The sequence below is a fragment of the Nibrella saemangeumensis genome, from assembly GCF_039541915.1.
GTDB classification, from domain to species: Bacteria; Bacteroidota; Bacteroidia; order Cytophagales; family Spirosomataceae; genus Nibrella; species Nibrella saemangeumensis.
In genome coordinates, this window is record NZ_BAABHD010000070.1 from 1 (window position 1) to 15,998 (window position 15,998).

At 46.3% G+C, this 15,998-nt stretch carries 10 protein-coding genes; all 10 read left to right on the forward strand.

The features are described from left to right. Window positions 1–446: 446 nt before the first annotated feature. The 10 genes from ABD949_RS19730 to ABD949_RS19775 all read left to right on the forward strand — a co-directional run bounded on the left by ABD949_RS19730 (window position 447) and on the right by ABD949_RS19775 (window position 15,765). Window positions 447–1,352 carry a hypothetical protein gene (locus ABD949_RS19730; RefSeq protein WP_345246182.1) on the forward strand — a complete coding sequence of 302 codons (906 nt, stop codon included), beginning with the start codon at window positions 447–449 and terminating at the stop codon, window positions 1,350–1,352. A 9-nt stretch (window positions 1,353–1,361) separates the two neighbouring features. Further along, window positions 1,362–3,626 carry a pyridoxal-dependent decarboxylase gene (locus ABD949_RS19735; protein WP_345246184.1) on the forward strand — a complete coding sequence of 755 codons (2,265 nt, stop codon included), beginning with the start codon at window positions 1,362–1,364 and terminating at the stop codon, window positions 3,624–3,626. A gap of 40 nt (window positions 3,627–3,666) precedes the next feature. Further along, window positions 3,667–4,773: a nucleotidyl cyclase domain-containing protein gene (locus tag ABD949_RS19740; protein ID WP_345246186.1), complete on the forward strand. Its 1,107-nt coding sequence runs from the start codon at window positions 3,667–3,669 to the stop codon at window positions 4,771–4,773. Window positions 4,774–5,397: 624 nt separating this feature from the next. Continuing rightward, window positions 5,398–7,806 (forward strand): ABC transporter permease, encoded by a 2,409-nt coding sequence (locus ABD949_RS19745; RefSeq protein WP_345246188.1) that lies wholly within the window; start codon window positions 5,398–5,400, stop codon window positions 7,804–7,806. Window positions 7,807–7,900: 94 nt separating this feature from the next. Next, window positions 7,901–9,178 (forward strand): flavin-containing monooxygenase, encoded by a 1,278-nt coding sequence (locus tag ABD949_RS19750; RefSeq protein ID WP_345246190.1) that lies wholly within the window; start codon window positions 7,901–7,903, stop codon window positions 9,176–9,178. Window positions 9,179–9,565: 387 nt separating this feature from the next. Further along, window positions 9,566–11,743, forward strand: coding sequence for a hypothetical protein (locus ABD949_RS19755; protein ID WP_345246192.1), 2,178 nt, complete (start codon window positions 9,566–9,568; stop codon window positions 11,741–11,743). Window positions 11,744–12,070: 327 nt separating this feature from the next. Beyond that, window positions 12,071–12,829 (forward strand): acetylxylan esterase, encoded by a 759-nt coding sequence (locus ABD949_RS19760; protein WP_345246194.1) that lies wholly within the window; start codon window positions 12,071–12,073, stop codon window positions 12,827–12,829. 65 nt (window positions 12,830–12,894) lie between these two features. Further along, the gene (locus tag ABD949_RS19765; RefSeq protein WP_345246196.1) at window positions 12,895–14,337 is read left to right on the forward strand and encodes a family 43 glycosylhydrolase; all 1,443 of its coding nucleotides are present in this window, start codon (window positions 12,895–12,897) and stop codon (window positions 14,335–14,337) included. Between the two features lie 19 nt (window positions 14,338–14,356). After that, window positions 14,357–14,818, forward strand: a complete 462-nt coding sequence (locus ABD949_RS19770) for a DinB family protein (RefSeq protein ID WP_345246198.1) — start codon at window positions 14,357–14,359, stop codon at window positions 14,816–14,818. 194 nt (window positions 14,819–15,012) lie between these two features. Further along, the gene (locus ABD949_RS19775; RefSeq protein ID WP_345246200.1) at window positions 15,013–15,765 is read left to right on the forward strand and encodes a YoaK family protein; all 753 of its coding nucleotides are present in this window, start codon (window positions 15,013–15,015) and stop codon (window positions 15,763–15,765) included. Window positions 15,766–15,998 lie beyond the last annotated feature (233 nt).

Sequence of the window (15,998 nt, forward strand, 5' to 3'; positions counted from 1 at the left end):
CGCCGACTCAGCAAAGATTATGAATGTGACTGTTCATCGGCCGAATCCTTTGTGTATCTGGCGAACATTTATCGCATTAGCCGTAAAATTTAAACAGGTTCTTAATGTTTAGACCAGGTATATAATTAAGAAATATTTTTAGTTTTATAGTACAACTTTCTACAATTATAGAAAGCAAAACGTTATTCCGATTGGAGGAAATAGTGGTGTGTATTTGGCGTTCTTTTTTTGGTTTTTCAAGGTAATATTGGCATCCACATCTAAAAACACTCTCCGTACTTGAAGCCAATTTTGAACACTAAGGTTGATTTCTTATGTCTAAATATGGTTTGAGGAAATTAAACAATAAGCTTAAAAAGTCACAATTGAAAAATCCTAAGAGTACAAATATCTTACATAAAAGAAAGACTAAATTTTGAAATCATTTAAAACCCTTTTTTATCCAAATGGACACACAAACTATCAAAAATGATCCCGATCACCATGCATTTTGTCTTGTGGGGGTAGATACCTTATTCCTCGTTCATCAAATCATGACCCATATGGAGGCTCATTCCTATGAATTGATACTTGAGGTCACTATTCCTGAAGATGTTAAAAAGAAAATTTTAGCAGACAGAATGAAAAATGGAAATTCGTATTATTTGGCCAACTGGTTTGGTTCTGAAGACATTGAAGCCTTTACAGTACCAAGCCTTGCTTCCGGAAACAGAAAAAAGTTTAACGCAAATGTATGGACTTCAGTCGAACCCGCTCAGGAGGTTCCAACTGAACTTGTTCCCGACCAAAAGAAGGGCCCCGACAAAAGACTAAAGGGTATGCACTTGCCTCCAGCTACCTTACCTCAACCACCTTGGGCCGGGTATTGGGGAAAACCGGAAGTTAAACCATGGCTGACTAATGTGATGGTTACGGTAGAAAGGGTAGTTCATTATAGACACATTAACAGAAATGAAAATTCAAGACGATTTGAAGATTACATACTGTTTGGAAGGGGGAAAGAAGCCCATATAATGCATTCTGTCATATGGCAACCAGAGTATGATCATGTAGCCACATTGAAAGAAGCACCTGATTGGATAGATGAAGAGCAATTGATTGCAACAATACATGTCTGCTTCCCTCATCTGCCTTATGACAACTACAGCACCTATTGTGACAATCCATTGAAAGATAAAACTCGTCATCAAGTGCTATATCATGGACTAAGTCAATATAGAGATATGTTCGGAAATCTCCAGAATAAGCTCCCTGAACTCTACATCGACGTTGAACATACCTGGTGGTTCTCTACTAAAGTCATCAATTATTGGAACTATCAGTTCTGTCAAGACAGCAAAGAAATCAGCTAAACTATCATCATGGATATAAACAAGAAAATTGAAGCCCTTAGGGGGCAAATGGCTCTTGCCAAATCTAACGGTACCCAGTCTATGGGTACGTGGTTTTTGGGGCCTAAAGGAGAAAGTCATAATCTACTGAAAGAAATGTTGGAGGAAGCACTTCACCATGCAACTGATGGTAGAGAATCTACTTACCCTAATGACCCAGAATGGGCGAATACAGATTCTCCCGAGTATAAAGCAGAGAGCAAAGTCATCATGAGCAACTTCAAGCAATTGGTGAGAAACTTGGAGACTTACAGTGTTCCCTTTAGCAGTTACCGATATCAGGGCCATATGCTTTGGGATCAATCTCTTCCTTCAGTAGCAGGCTATTTTGCAGCAATGCTTTACAATCAAAATAACGTAGCTGCAGAAGCGAGTCCACTGACTACTGCATTCGAGATAGAGGTGGCAAATGACTTATGCCATATGGTTGGTTACATGGATGATGGAGATGTAGAACCTTGGGGACATATCACTTGTGATGGAACCATGGCCAATATTGAAGCAATGTGGTCTGGTAGAAACACCAAACTCTATCCTTTTGCCGTACTGGCAGCTTTCATTAAAGAAGATTATCTATCTAAACTAAGTAAATTAGAAGTTCAACTAACCGGTAAAAACGCGCCTAGGAAAAAGATACTTGACATGGGCTGGTGGGAATTGATCAACCTGAAGAGAGATGTTATTTTAAGCATTCCCACGCGCCTGTTGCAATTAGCTAAACAGGCGGGGGTTGATAGTACTACGCTTGAGAATCTGATCCAGAAATACACGGTTCAGCAACTAGGCCTTATGAGATTTGCCAATTATATGGATGAACTCTTAGAGGCCGATGGTGAATTCCGGGAGGCTTTAGGCAATATGAAATTGGTTGGCCCTGCCACCATGCATTATTCACTACCCAAGGCTGCAACCCTTATTGGGCTAGGGAGCGGCTCTTTTACCAAAATCCAGATCCAGAGTAATGCAAGAATGGAGATTGATCACTTGGAAAAAACCGTTCAGGAACATTACGAAAAGAAAATTCCGATTATAACTGTTGTGGCTGTAATGGGCACCACTGAAGAGAGTGCTGTTGACGACCTTTCAGGTGTTCTCGAACTCAGGGAGAAAATGAGAGAAAATGGTATGGAATTTTTCGTGCATGCCGATGGAGCATGGGGAGGGTATTTTGCATCAATGTTGAATGCCCCTTCAGAACAATCAGATGCACACCACCACCTTAGAACACATAGACAGTTAGCGCAAGGAAATCAATCAGGGGATGCGCACAAGGAAAATATTGACGCAGCAATCGCATATCAACAACTCAAAAATGCGAGTAAAAATCCACGGGCACATGAAATGTTTATGTTCACTGCTAGCACTGGATTGAACACTCACACTGCCAAACAGTTGGCCAGGCTAAAAGATGCTGACACTATTACAATTGATCCTCATAAATCTGGATTTGCATTATACCCTGCTGGAAGCTTAGTATACAAGGATCATCGAATGCCTCAAATGATTCAGATCACAGCTCCTGTAGTTTATCATGGAGGAGATGCACCTACCACAGGAGTATTTGGTGTAGAAGGATCTAAACCTGGTGCATCAGCAGCCAGCGTCTATTTTAGCCATCGGATCATTAAGCCAGATCAAAGTGGATATGGGAGAGTACTTGGAAGATGTACATTTAACACTAAGCGTTTATTCGCTCAAATGATGGCTATAGAATCAGAGGATTTCAAACTTGCTGCTCTCACAGATCTGAAACCTGAAGAAATAGAAAGAATTAAAGAGTGGACAAAACTTTCTAATCTCGAATTATGGGAAAGACTTAGTGAGAGCAAGATTGAATTCGATCTTTTCCAAAGAACAGGGCCAGATCTGAATATTATCTCCTATGCATTGAATCCTATAATTAATGGTAAAGAAAATAAAGACCCCAAAGTCACCAACGACTTTAACAATTCCTTGTTTGAAAAATTAAGTAATCAAAATACAGATGAGCCGCTTCCTGAAGTCATTGTGACCAGCTCAACTTTCGACTCTGAAAATTCTTCAAATGCAATCAGGTCATTAAGAAATCAACTAAAAATTGATCAAGATGATACTTTAGATATGAATTTTTTGATAACTACGGTAATGAATCCCTGGCTATCAGATACAGATCAGGGTAAACGAAATATGATTCCTGAGATAGTGGGCTATTTGCAGAAAGCCGCTGAAGATCTTGTGCATTCAAAGTATAAATAGTCTCGAACTGAAAACTTTTAGCTAAACAATTTTATACGGTATGGAAACTCTTAAAGGACATGCTACGAAGATGATGAAGACAAAAACTTCATCGAGCCCTAATGCAATTGAAGATTTTAATCATGCGTGGGAAGTGCTTTTTGCATACAGTGGTCCTAGCATGGTATTAAGAGACGTCGTACTGGGTGCCTTGCCGGGGAAGTTTCCCAGTCTTGCCGTAAGACAGGTAATTATGGATAAACATCATGCCATGCATGATTCAATTAAACAAATTGCTTCTTCCGAGCAAGGACAAGTAGACACCTGTGTGTTTTGCAAACTTGCATTTGGCTCCATATACGAAGATCCAAATTTCGGGCGCATAACAATCACAAGAAATAAAAGGAACAAATATTACTGCAATACTTGCGACATGTTCTTGCGCATTTGCCCGGGACATGCATCTCTTGAACTGCCTGTTATGGTAGTTGACGTTAAAGGATCAAGGAAAATCCGTAATAACCCGGAAGTTAGTCTTTATCAGTATTCTAAAATGCTCTCAGATTTTCAATGTTTAGCCGCAGCTGTTATCCAAAAAAATTTGGGCATGGTACTAAACACTGTCGGAGATGCTGTTATCGGAATATGGCCATCTGGTTTTATACCTGAAGAACTTAGAAAAAAACACAATTGGAATGAAAAAGAGCCGGCAAAACTAGCTGCTAAGCTTGCCTTAATTGCAAGTGCGGAACTTGCTAAGCTAAGTCCAGATTCTCATGAATCTGGCAAACTTCCGTTTAAAGGGGCTCTTGATTCAACAGTAATGTCCATTTTTTCTGTTCAATCAAGGAACAAAATAAAAGAGTTCGAATTTTCTGATCTGGATGCTGCGCTTAGCGGAGATCCAATTGTTGATGACTTCGGTAATTTCCCAAATGATGAAGACGATGGTGAATTACAGAAAGGTCCCACGAGCATAGATGTGGCTGGAGAGGCAATAGAATTCACGTCAGAGTTATCGGGCCATAGTTTCTTAAAGGCAGGAGAATTTGCTATTACACAAAGATTAGACAAGGTTGCCGGCAACACTGACTTTGAATATGACGTTCTTGACGAATTCAAAGAACCTATCAGGGTATTAAAAAGAGCTAAATCAATGACATTCTGATAGATGTCATTGATTATAACCGCCCGCTAGCTAACAAAAAAAACCAAAATTCCTTTCACGCTTTTTTCTGGGTTTTTAATCATAGGCGGTTTGTTCTCCTGCGGATTTAAAAAATAAGATTTTGTACGATTTAGCTTTAACAGAAAAAGTGGAAACCTGCCTTTCGGAAGAAGTGGTTATCGAGTATTTGGAAGTGCTGAACAAGGATAAATTTTCCCGGTTTGCCAGCTTCAAGACGAAAGCACAAGTAGTGTTGAACAAACTGCGAGAAATTGCAACTTTCTACAAAACAGACTGAAAAGTCGAAGATTTGACCGATACAAGCGATAACAAGTTTATGCAATTGGCAGCAGTAAGTGCAGCAGACTACTTTATAACAGTAAACACGCTTGACTTCACAATAACCGAGTTTGAATATACCCGCGTTTTGACACCGAGGGAGTATTGGGACAATTACAACCCGAAAGAATAACAATTTTAGCCAACACTGCCTTTGTAACAAGGCGGGTAAGGAGACGTTGTAATCCTTACCCAAGTCAGTCCTACTATGTACAAAACACTTTGTTTTAAGAAACAGAGGTTTCTCGGAGTGGTTTTTTACCGGCACAAGCGCAGATTCAAGATTTGTTTACAAACATCCAATACCACGCCATGTTCAAAAATTACTTTAAGACCGCTACACGTAACCTGTCGAAAAACAAATTTTTCACAACCTTAAATGTCTTTGGCCTGGCACTGGGCATGTCGCTCAACCTACTGGTCGTTGCCATGATCGTGTTCATCTACCAATTCGATAACTTTCATCCGAATAAAGAGAACATATACCGGGTAATCACTCACGTTCAGGATCGGCAGGAGAACCCGTCGTTCGCATCCGTGCCCATCGGTGCGACTCAACTGCTGAAAGGCAATGTCATAGGGGTGGAAAAGGTTGTTCGTATTCACCAATCGCTTCCCCGACATGTTCGTTATGCCGACAATAAAATTCCTGTAAGCGGATACTTTGCGGATGCAGCGTATCTCTCGATGTTTAACTTTCCCCTGCTGCGGGGCAACCCCGCCACTTCGCTGGCACAGCCCAATACGATGGTTGTTACCGAGGCCGCTGCGGCCAGAATCTTTGGGAAAAAGGACCCGATGGGCGAAATTGTATCCATCGAGCCATTTGGTGAAGTGATGGTCACTGGGGTAGCGAAAGACATGCCGAAGAATTCGCACTTGAAAGTCGAAGCGTTGGTCTCATTCGCCACGCTCACCTCGCATCATGGCGCGTCTTTTACAACCGACGAAAAGAATTGGAATAACTTCCGCAATTCATACACGTATCTGCAACTCGCTGACAATTCGAGTCCCTCGGCCATCGAAGCGTTCCTCAACAGTGTTGCAAAAGAAAAATATACGACACCTGAGTTCCAGGCTTCGTTCGAACTTCAGCGGTTCGATACCATTGTTCCCGGGCCTGAGCTGGATAATGACATGGGCAACGAATGGAGCTACCAGGAAATGGCGCTCATGGGAGTTTTACCCCTGATTATACTCCTCACAGCATGCAGCAACTACGTGAGCCTCGCTATCTCCCAGTCGCTCAAACGGATGAAAGAGATCGGGGTGCGGAAGGTGATGGGCGCACGGAAAAGACAGATCTTTATGCAGTTTGTGATGGAAAGCACCATTATTATGCTGCTGGCGGTGTCACTGTCGTATTTGTTCTTTAATCCAGTTCGCGAAGCCCTGTCGCTTACCGCCGAACATGATTCGGTTGATTTGAATCCGACGCCCGGAACGTTTGCCGGTTTCATAGCCTTCGCCCTCCTGGTTGGGGTTGCTGCGGGCATTGTTCCGGCGCTCCATTTTTCAAAAATCGGCCCCACCCTGGCGCTGAAAGGGAAGGAGCCGCAAACAAAAAAGGGAGGCTGGTTTTCGCTGCGCAAAGTCGTGATCACCTCCCAATTCATCCTGTCGCTGGGTTTTATCATGGCCATGGTGGTTATGATGCAACAGTATCGGTACTCCATCCATTATGATTTTGGATTCGACCAGGAGAACATACTCAACGTTGACCTTCAACAGGCGGATCCGCAATTGGTCAAAAATGAATTTGGAAAGCTTTCCTTCGTTTCTCCGATCGCTATGTCGTCGCACCCACTGGGAGCCGGTAACGTACCGGGGTTATATGTGAAGCGGGTGGCCCATTCAGATTCCATAGCCGCGAGCAAGATGGCCATCGATGAAAACTTTATAACCAACATGGGTCTGCACCTCGTGCTGGGAAGGAACTTCACCAACGATGCCGGCGTAAACTCGCGTTTGATCATCATCAATGAAGTATTTGCAAAAAAGCTGAGCCCGGATGACGCTTCCGGCGCCATCGATCAGGTGATCATCCTGCCCGATAAACGAGAAGTGAGGGTGGCGGGTATTTTGAAAGATTTCCACTACGCAAACCTGAAATCTCCCATTGGAAACTTTTTCTTCGAATATGCGCCCGAGAACTTCAACTATGCGAATTTTCACCTCCTATCAACCAACAAGCCCCAGGCTTTCAGGGACATGGAAGCAGCCTGGAAAACTGTCGGGAAAGGGGACACGTTTAAAGCCGAATTCCTGGCCGACCAGATCCGCGATGCCTATTCGTTTTATAACAGCATTGTGAAGATGTGGGGGTTCCTGGGACTGTTGGCCATCACCATAGCATGCCTGGGGCTATTGGGCACGGTCGTGTTCACGGTCAAAAACCGGGTCAAAGAAGTGAGTATCCGGAAAGTGATGGGTGCCTCTTCCGGAAGCCTGGTGTACCTGCTATCCCGGGACTTCCTGGTGCTGCTGGCCATTGCGGCTGCCGTTACCATTCCAGGCGTCTACCTGTTAATGGAGTTGATGCTGCAAGAGGGCCAGTATTATCATGCGCCCATTGGTGCGGTTGAAATCGTCATAAGCCTGGCGGTGGTGTTAGCCCTTGGACTGACAACCATCTTCTCCCAAACGTTGAAGGCGGCCAATACAAATCCGGTGGATAATCTTAGGATGGAGTAATCCAGACAACGGTTTTTCCAAACCGGAAGCTAACTGGTCAGGTACTATTTTCCCATTAATGCGTACCTTACCTTTCGGGTAAACTCCTACCATCATGGATCATCCTTTAGTTGATGTTGTTGTCGTCGGTGCGGGTCATGCAGGCCTCAGCATCAGCAAACTGTTAGCCGATCACCAGCTTTCGCACCGGGTATTCGAACGGGGTCAGATTGGCGAAACGTGGCGCTCCCAACGCTGGCAGTCCTTTAAACTGAATTCGGTCAACCGACTAAGCCTGTTACCGGGACAAAGCCCCGTTTTCGAGGATTCAGAGGCTTTTTCGTATGCCCCGGCCTTTGTCAATCAACTGGAAGCCTATGTTCGGGAGTTCAACCTGCCCGTTGTTGAGCATGCGGTTGTTACGGCGATCGAAAAAGAGGAAGCCCGCTCTGGCTTTGCCATTACCGTAACCATAAACGGCGTTCCGCAGACCTGTTACAGCCGACAAGTGGTTGTTGCTTCCGGCGGGCAGAACAAACTAACCATTCCGCCTTTCGCGCACCAGATCGCTGCCGGCATTGTACAGCAACATGCCGCTGAATACCGCAGTGCGGCACAGTTGCCGCCAGGAGCCGTGCTGGTGGTGGGCAGTGCGCAATCGGGCACGCAAATAGCCGAAGACCTGAGCAACGCGGGCCGAACCGTTTTCCTGTCTACCTGCAAAGTGGGCCGTATACCCCGAACGTACCGGGGTAAGGATATCTTCGACTGGATGTTCGGCATGGGCCTGTACGATACGATGCGTGATGAGGCTAGTCCCGAATTACTGCGCACGAGACCACCGCAGGTTTCCGGCGTCGGCATCCGCGGAAAAACCTGCAGCCTGCAATCCCTGGCCCAAAAAGGCGCGGTGATTTTGGGCAAAGCCGACCATGCCGATCGTGACACCGTCTACTTACAGCCCAATGCGGCTGAGCATGTGCTGTTTGCAGATGCGTTTTCTGCCAAGCTGAAGAGCGCCGTTGACGGCTACATTGACCAGCAAAACATAGCGGCCCCCGCGCCCGACGAAGACCCGAACGACCTGCCCGACGAAACGGCTTCCTGCGCATCGTCTATCACCACGCTGTCTTTAAAAGCCAATAACATTACCTCCATTATCTGGGCAACGGGCTTCACCGGTGATTTTAGCTACCTGAAGCTACCCGTTTTCAACGAAGACAAAACGCTCAATCACCATAATGGCGTCTCTGCGGTAGAGGGCCTGTACTTTCTGGGGCTTCCCTGGCTGCGCAGAAGGGCATCGGGCATTATCTGGGGCATCCAGGACGATGCTGTCTCGATTGCCCAGCGGGTTTTACAGTTTCATGAATGCCACGAATCGGTCGTCTGAACAGCCGGTACCCGTTCCTGAATATTCCGCTTTGCCATGCAGCCGCTGATAGCCGAAGCGATGGAGCCAATAGTAAGTTCATCCAGGAATTGCGGCCGACCGTTTGGTCACAAGAAATGTTACGACGGACCGCATCAAGACTACTTTACGTTATGCGTTCGCTCAATCTCACCCATAATGCGTTAACAAACAACAGTTCACCAATTGAGCTGAGTGAGATTTGGAAATCTTCGAGGAAAATGCAAAATTTAGCTTGGGGCGTAAAATATGCATCTATTTACGAGTTGGCTGCAATTTTATTTCGAAATGCCTACAAAATAAAATCACCGAAAATTCAGGAACTCATTTGTACAGGTATAATCTCAACGATTGTAAACCGTAAAGGGTATGAAAAAAAATGAAAGCCTGCCGTTTGTCAGAAAAGCTAAATCCTTTCTTTACCATGCCTGGTACCTCCTAATTGCTTTCGTCGTTATTGCGATGTATAAAACGCCAACTAAAGAGGTAAATATAGGAAACAACGACATTGGAGGAACGGTTACAGGGCCCAATGGACCCGAAGCCGGTGTGTGGGTAATTGCTGAAACCTACGACCTGCCTACCCGCTTTGCGAAAATCGTAGTGACAAATGAATCCGGTCAGTATCTGCTTCCTGAACTTCCAACAGCAAACTACAAAATTTGGGTCCGGGGTTATGGGCTGGTTGATTCGGAAAAGAAAGATGCAAAACCTGGGAGCAATGTTGATCTAACTGCCGTAATTGCTCCTTCGGAAAAGGAAGCTGCACAATATTATCCGGCAGGCTACTGGTTTTCGCTGCTTAATGTTCCTGATAAATCCAAATTTCCAGGTACCGGACCAAATGGTAATGGAATTTCTCCAAACATAAAAGTCCAGGCTGATTTTCTTAGAAGTATTAAGTCAGGAACCTGCCTTGCCTGCCATCAGCTCGGCAGCAAAGGAACGCGTGAGTTTCAGCCCTCGCTTGGAAAATTTGCGAGTTCGGTAATGGCATGGGAGAGAAGATTACAGTCGGGCCAGGCGGGCGGGCAAATGGTTGGCAGCATGGTGACCATTGGTCGTGAACAGCTGTTAAAGATGTTCGCAGACTGGACCGATCGAATTGCGCAGGGCGAAGTTCCATCAAAGCCAAAACGGCCAGAAGGAGTTGAACGCAACGTTGTCATCTCACAGTGGGACTGGGCAGATCCAAAAGCCTACTTGCACGATGTGGTGTCAACCGATCGAAGAAACCCAACAACGAATGCCAATGGTCTGCTATACGGTGCTACGGAGCTGAGTACAGACTATCTTCCTGTTCTTGATCCTATGGCAAACAAGATCAGCCAGGTGCCCCTTTCTGTTCTTGACCCCAATACCCAATCTGCATCAGGAGTAGTAGTACAACGATCACCATACTGGGGAGACACAGCGATATGGAACAGCAAAACCAATGTTCACAATCCTATGTTCGACAAAGAAGGGCGTGTGTGGATCACAGCAACAGTTCGACCTTCAGACAATCCTGACTTCTGCAAGGAAGGGTCTGATCACCCATCAGCAAAAGTTTTTCCTGTTGACAAATCATATCGGCAGCTCGGTGTTTATGATCCCAAGTCAGGGAAATACACGCCCATAAACACCTGTTTCAGTACGCATCACCTGATGTTTGCCGAAGATGGTAACAACACGCTGTGGACCAGCGGAGGGGGACAGGTAATAGGGTGGTTCAACACGAAAAAATATTTGGAGACAGGAGATGAAAAAGCAGCACAGGGCTGGACTCCAATTATTCTTGACTTTAATGGAAATGGCAAACGTGATGTTTATACCGAACCTGATGCACCCAATGACCCAAAGAAGGACAAGAGAATCGCCAAAGGTTTATATGCGTGTTCACCTGCGCCTGATGGTTCTGTATGGGGATCCAGCCTTGGTTATCCAGGTGCACTGATCCGGTTAAATCCAGGAAGCAATCCTGCTGAAACAGCTCTTGCAGAATATTTTGAGCTTCCACTTAATGAAAAGGGTGAGCCGATTGAGGGATTTTCTCCGCGCGGCATGGATGTAGATCGGAACGGAGTGGCCTGGGTTGCTTTGGCCAGTGGTCACCTCGCCAGCTTCGATTGCAGAAAATGCAAAGTACGCAACGGACCAACAGCGACCGGACAGCATTGTCCTGAGGGCTGGACGTTTTATACAGAGCCACTTCCGCAATTTAAGGGTCTGAATATTCCAGGCAGTGCGGAGTCCAGCTACTATACCTGGGTAGATCAGTTCAACACATCGGGGCTTGGAGAAAATACACCTATCAACACGGGTAATGAATCTGAAGGTCTTTTAGCGTTGAAGGATGGAAAGTGGGTGGTACTTCGTGTCCCCTACCCGTTGGGATTTTATACCAAGTGGATGGATGGGCGGATTGACGATCCCAATGCCGGATGGAAAGGGCGCGGATTATGGGCAACAATAAGTACACGCGCACCTTTTCACATGGAAGGTGGAAAAGGTACACCGAGTAAAGTTTTCAAGTTCCAGATACGACCTGATCCGTTAGCGAGATAGATTTATGCGTGTCTGCTATAGTGTGTAATATCTGAAGCTACCCGTTTTCAACGAAGACAAAACGCTCAAGCACCATAATGGCGTCTCTGCGGTTGATGGCCTTGTTGGCGAATGGGAGCAGATACTACTGGCAAGGGATGATAACCGAAACGGTAAGATGTATGATAAAGATAACAATAATGAAAACCGCGGTATCGTCTATTCCGTCTCTAAAAACGAATTGATTTTGTTTAAGGCAGGATCGATGTTCTCGGTTTACAAACGCTTATAATCAGCAACAAGTAATTCCTTCAGCCATGCTTCTTTGATTTACCAGGGACATCTTCTATGAACAGAAAATACAACTATTGGTTGCCAATTCTAACGCTGGTCGTTTTAGCAGGCTTACAACCCGGTGGCGGTACCGCTTTTGCCCAGGGGCCGGGACCGGGGCAACGGCCCCCTCTCCCGCCCATACCTTTAAAAAGCGATACCACCCATACCCTGTCCAAACACTTCATACCGGCCTCGGCCGCCAAAAAAGCACCGGATGCCAAAGGGTTTATTCAACGCTGGCTGGTGCTGGAACCGGTCAAAAAAGATATTGTCCGAAATAATATTTTCACGGACAACTACCTCCGAACCACGTTTTCAACCGATAACTTTTCCCCTGATTACACCACCGTTCCCAAACATGGCCAAACGGTAAACGTGGGCAACCAGGCACTGAAATGGTATGCGCTGGACAGCAAGGCCTTCAACGTTAATTTATACCATTTTACCTACGCCCTCAACAAACCCAGATACGGCATACTGGTCTGGCTGGTCACGGTCATCAATAGCCCCGAAGAAATCAAAAACGTCAGGCTGGCGGCCGGCTGTAACTCCGGCAGCATGTGGTGGCTGAATGGACAGGAAGCTTTGCTGCTGTCGGGTGACCGGGATATGATTGCCGATAATGGTACCTCCGCCCGGTTAACGCTCAAAAAGGGCCGGAACATCATCCGCGGGGCCGTCATCAACGGGCCGGGTATGGCTAATTTCTGCGTTCGTTTTTTAGACGAGAAAGGTGCACCGGTGAAGAATATTAGTATTAGCGCGGAATGAGCGATTAAATGAATGAATGAGTGACTGAGTGATTGAGTGAAACACAGTAGTTTACTTGTTACAATATGAGACGATTGAAAGCCGGCGGCCTGATAGCGGGATTTGCTTTATTGATGACCCAAACCGTACTGGCGCAGGTCGGGAGACCTTTTATCCATGATCCTTCTACCATTGCCGAATGCGAGGGCAAGTATTACACCTTCGGCACGGGCGGGGGCGGATTAATTTCCAACGATGGCTGGACCTGGTACGGGGGCGGGGTAAGACCGGGTGGTGGCGCGGCTCCCGACGTCATCAAAATTGGGGATCGTTACCTGGTCACATATGGAGCCACCGGTGGATCACCCAGCCACAAAGGCGCTATCCTGACCATGTGGAACAAGACCCTGGACCCCAAGTCGCCTGATTTTAAATACTCTGAACCGGTGGTGGTGGCCACGTCGGATGGCTATGAAGAGAACGACGCTATCGACCCAGGTGTGATGCTGGACCCGACTACCGGACGCCTTTGGCTGACCTACGGTACCTATTTTGGCTATACCCGCCTGATTGAGTTAGACCCCAAAACCGGAAAACTCAAGGCCGGTAATAAACCCGTGGATGTAGCCATCGTCTGTGAAGCCAGCACCCTTGTCTACCGCGACGGCTGGTATTACCTGCTGGCCACGCATGGCAGTTGTTGCGATGGGGCCAACTCGACCTACAATGTGGTGGTGGGTCGTTCCAGAAAAATAACCGGTCCTTACCTCGATAATGTAGGCAGAAGCATGCTGGAAGGGGGCGGAAAAATGGTGGTGGCTACCCGTAGCGAATTGATAGGCCCCGGCCATTTTGGGCACATCATCCTGGAGAACGGCGTCGAAAAAATGTCTCTCCATTACGAAGCCGATTTAGCGCAGGGCGGTCGCAGCGTATTGGGCATCCTGCCGGTGGTCTGGAAAGATGGCTGGCCGGTTGCCGGCGATAAGTTCAAAGAAGGCACCTACGAAATTGAATCCGTCCGAAGAGGCTACGCCCTGGAGCTGGCCGTTGATTTTACCCGAATGCCCGTTGCCCCGCGCAGCTTTGCTCAGCCTAATACTGAGCCGATCAGGCCCGTTCCGGCGCAGCAATTAGCCGATGTACAGAAAACCTGGCCCACCGGTCCGATCAATCTGCGAATAGGCGACTACATGTCGCGTCCCCATCAGCAATGGACGATCACCGATGCGCCGGATACCACCGGGTATTTAGGTGGCCCCTATTACAAAATTGTTCTGGCCGGAACCGATCGGGCCTTAGCGGCCACGGCCGATGCCGAAGTCATCACCGTACCGGCCTTTACCGGCGCTCCCGAACAGTTATGGCGTATCGACCAGTTGACGGACGGCACCTACCGGATCATGCCCAAGGTGGTACCCAATTCAGGCAGGAAGCTGACGCTGGTCTCGTCCGGAGACAGCACACCCACGCTGGCAGAATTTGATTTCAGCAGCGATAATTCCAAATGGAACTTCAGGGCTCACTAAACGTCTACGCCTTTAGCTTATGCTTCGCGAGCTATTCACCGACCTGCTCCTTCAGAATCAAGTCAGTTGTCACTTCGCCTTCAGCGAGTTGACTGCCGGGAACCTGCACTACCGACTCACTGACGAAGCGGCATCAGCCGGATTCATCTACCGGCACATCGGCGAGACCATGAACCTGTTTGGCTATTTCTTTGGTTTTCCCACCGATGTACCCAATACGACCATGGGCCAGCCAGACACCGGTCAGGGTGAAGACCTGGCCGAAAGCCGCAGGCTGGTCGAGAAGGGATATGCGCTGCTAAGGACCATAATCGAACAGACTGCCGACGCAGAATGGCAGAACGCAATCGATACGCCCTTTTTCGGTAGCGTTACCAGGGCCAGACTATTTGCCCATGTGCTTTACCACACGGCATACCATGCCGGCCAGATTGGCTTAACGCTTAAGAAAGGAGGAACGCCAACCCGTCACCGTTTATAGCCACAGCCACCGACTCAGCGCTGAGCACCCCGCCGGAAAGTTTACTCACCGTTAATTCCTGGACTACAATCGAAAAGATCACTTCGATGGCGGACTGGAAGTATGAATGGTATGCGCCCTCATCAATTCGTATATTTGCAACTTATAGACCGTTTTAGGCCATCGCATCCGGCGAATAGGTTGACAATAAATTCATGTTCAGGCACAAAGGAAAGACGAGGACATTAAAGCACAATTTACGGATTGCTTCATTGCTGTCGTTTGTGGCTGGCATTGTAAATGTGACCGGCTTTTTAGCGGTTCAACGCTTGACAACAAATGTAACGGGACACTTTGCTTTTTTTGTGGACGAAATTTTCAAACTCAACTTTTGGCTGGGGTTTATCTATTTTTTATACATTTTTTTCTTCTTCCTAGGTTCCTTCGTGTCAAACCTGATCGTTGAAATTATTTCAAAAAAGAACGACAGATTTATTTATGTTATCCCGACGGTTTTTGAAAGTTTTATTTTATTGTTTTTAGCCGTATTCGGGCAATTTATGATTTCTCAAAACCCCAATTTCCTTGTTTGTTCTTTGCTTTTTGCAATGGGGTTACAAAACTCATTAGTAACGACAATTTCCAATTCAACGGTTCGAACAACGCACTTGACAGGACTGTTTACCGACTTAGGCATTGAACTATCTCAGTTGTTTTTCTACAAACAAAAAGACCAAAAGCACAAGCTCTTCTCCTCAATAAAATTACGTCTGACCATTATTATTTTTTTCTTTTTAGGCGGACTATTAGGCGGCATATTTTATTCGACCCTGAAACTTTTTGTATTAGCCATTGCCGCGACAGTGTTAATTATCGGGATATTATATGATGACCTTAAGTTGAAATTAATAAAACAAAACAGAAACCACAACAACGAAAAAAGGCATACAACCGCACATTTTCAATAAGCGTATAGAGGTGCTTCTTTACCCCATTTAACGCAAATACAATGGCAAATGTCCACCTCTCCCACCATATCCAGTGTTGTACGGTAGTCGTATAGTGGCCACCCCAGGTCAGGGTTCTAACTGACCCTTATGTCGTTGAATTTTTACAGAACGGTCAGGCTTTAGATAGAATTCAGGTAGCTCCTTCTTTATACTCGTGAATGCTATCCTACGTCTCTATCAAAATCCTACCC

Excerpts from the sequence above, each read along its gene's own strand:
- ABD949_RS19735 (WP_345246184.1), top strand. The coding sequence starts at position 1,362 with ATGGATATAAACAAGAAAATTGAAGCCCTTAGGGGGCAAATGGCTCTT.
- ABD949_RS19750 (WP_345246190.1), top strand. The coding sequence starts at position 7,901 with ATGGATCATCCTTTAGTTGATGTTGTTGTCGTCGGTGCGGGTCATGCA.
- ABD949_RS19760 (WP_345246194.1), top strand. The coding sequence starts at position 12,071 with ATGAACAGAAAATACAACTATTGGTTGCCAATTCTAACGCTGGTCGTT.
- ABD949_RS19740 (WP_345246186.1), top strand. The coding sequence starts at position 3,667 with ATGGAAACTCTTAAAGGACATGCTACGAAGATGATGAAGACAAAAACT.
- ABD949_RS19765 (WP_345246196.1), top strand. The coding sequence starts at position 12,895 with ATGAGACGATTGAAAGCCGGCGGCCTGATAGCGGGATTTGCTTTATTG.
- ABD949_RS19730 (WP_345246182.1), top strand. The coding sequence starts at position 447 with ATGGACACACAAACTATCAAAAATGATCCCGATCACCATGCATTTTGT.
- ABD949_RS19775 (WP_345246200.1), top strand. The coding sequence starts at position 15,013 with ATGTTCAGGCACAAAGGAAAGACGAGGACATTAAAGCACAATTTACGG.
- ABD949_RS19770 (WP_345246198.1), top strand. The coding sequence starts at position 14,357 with ATGCTTCGCGAGCTATTCACCGACCTGCTCCTTCAGAATCAAGTCAGT.
- ABD949_RS19755 (WP_345246192.1), top strand. The coding sequence starts at position 9,566 with ATGAAAAAAAATGAAAGCCTGCCGTTTGTCAGAAAAGCTAAATCCTTT.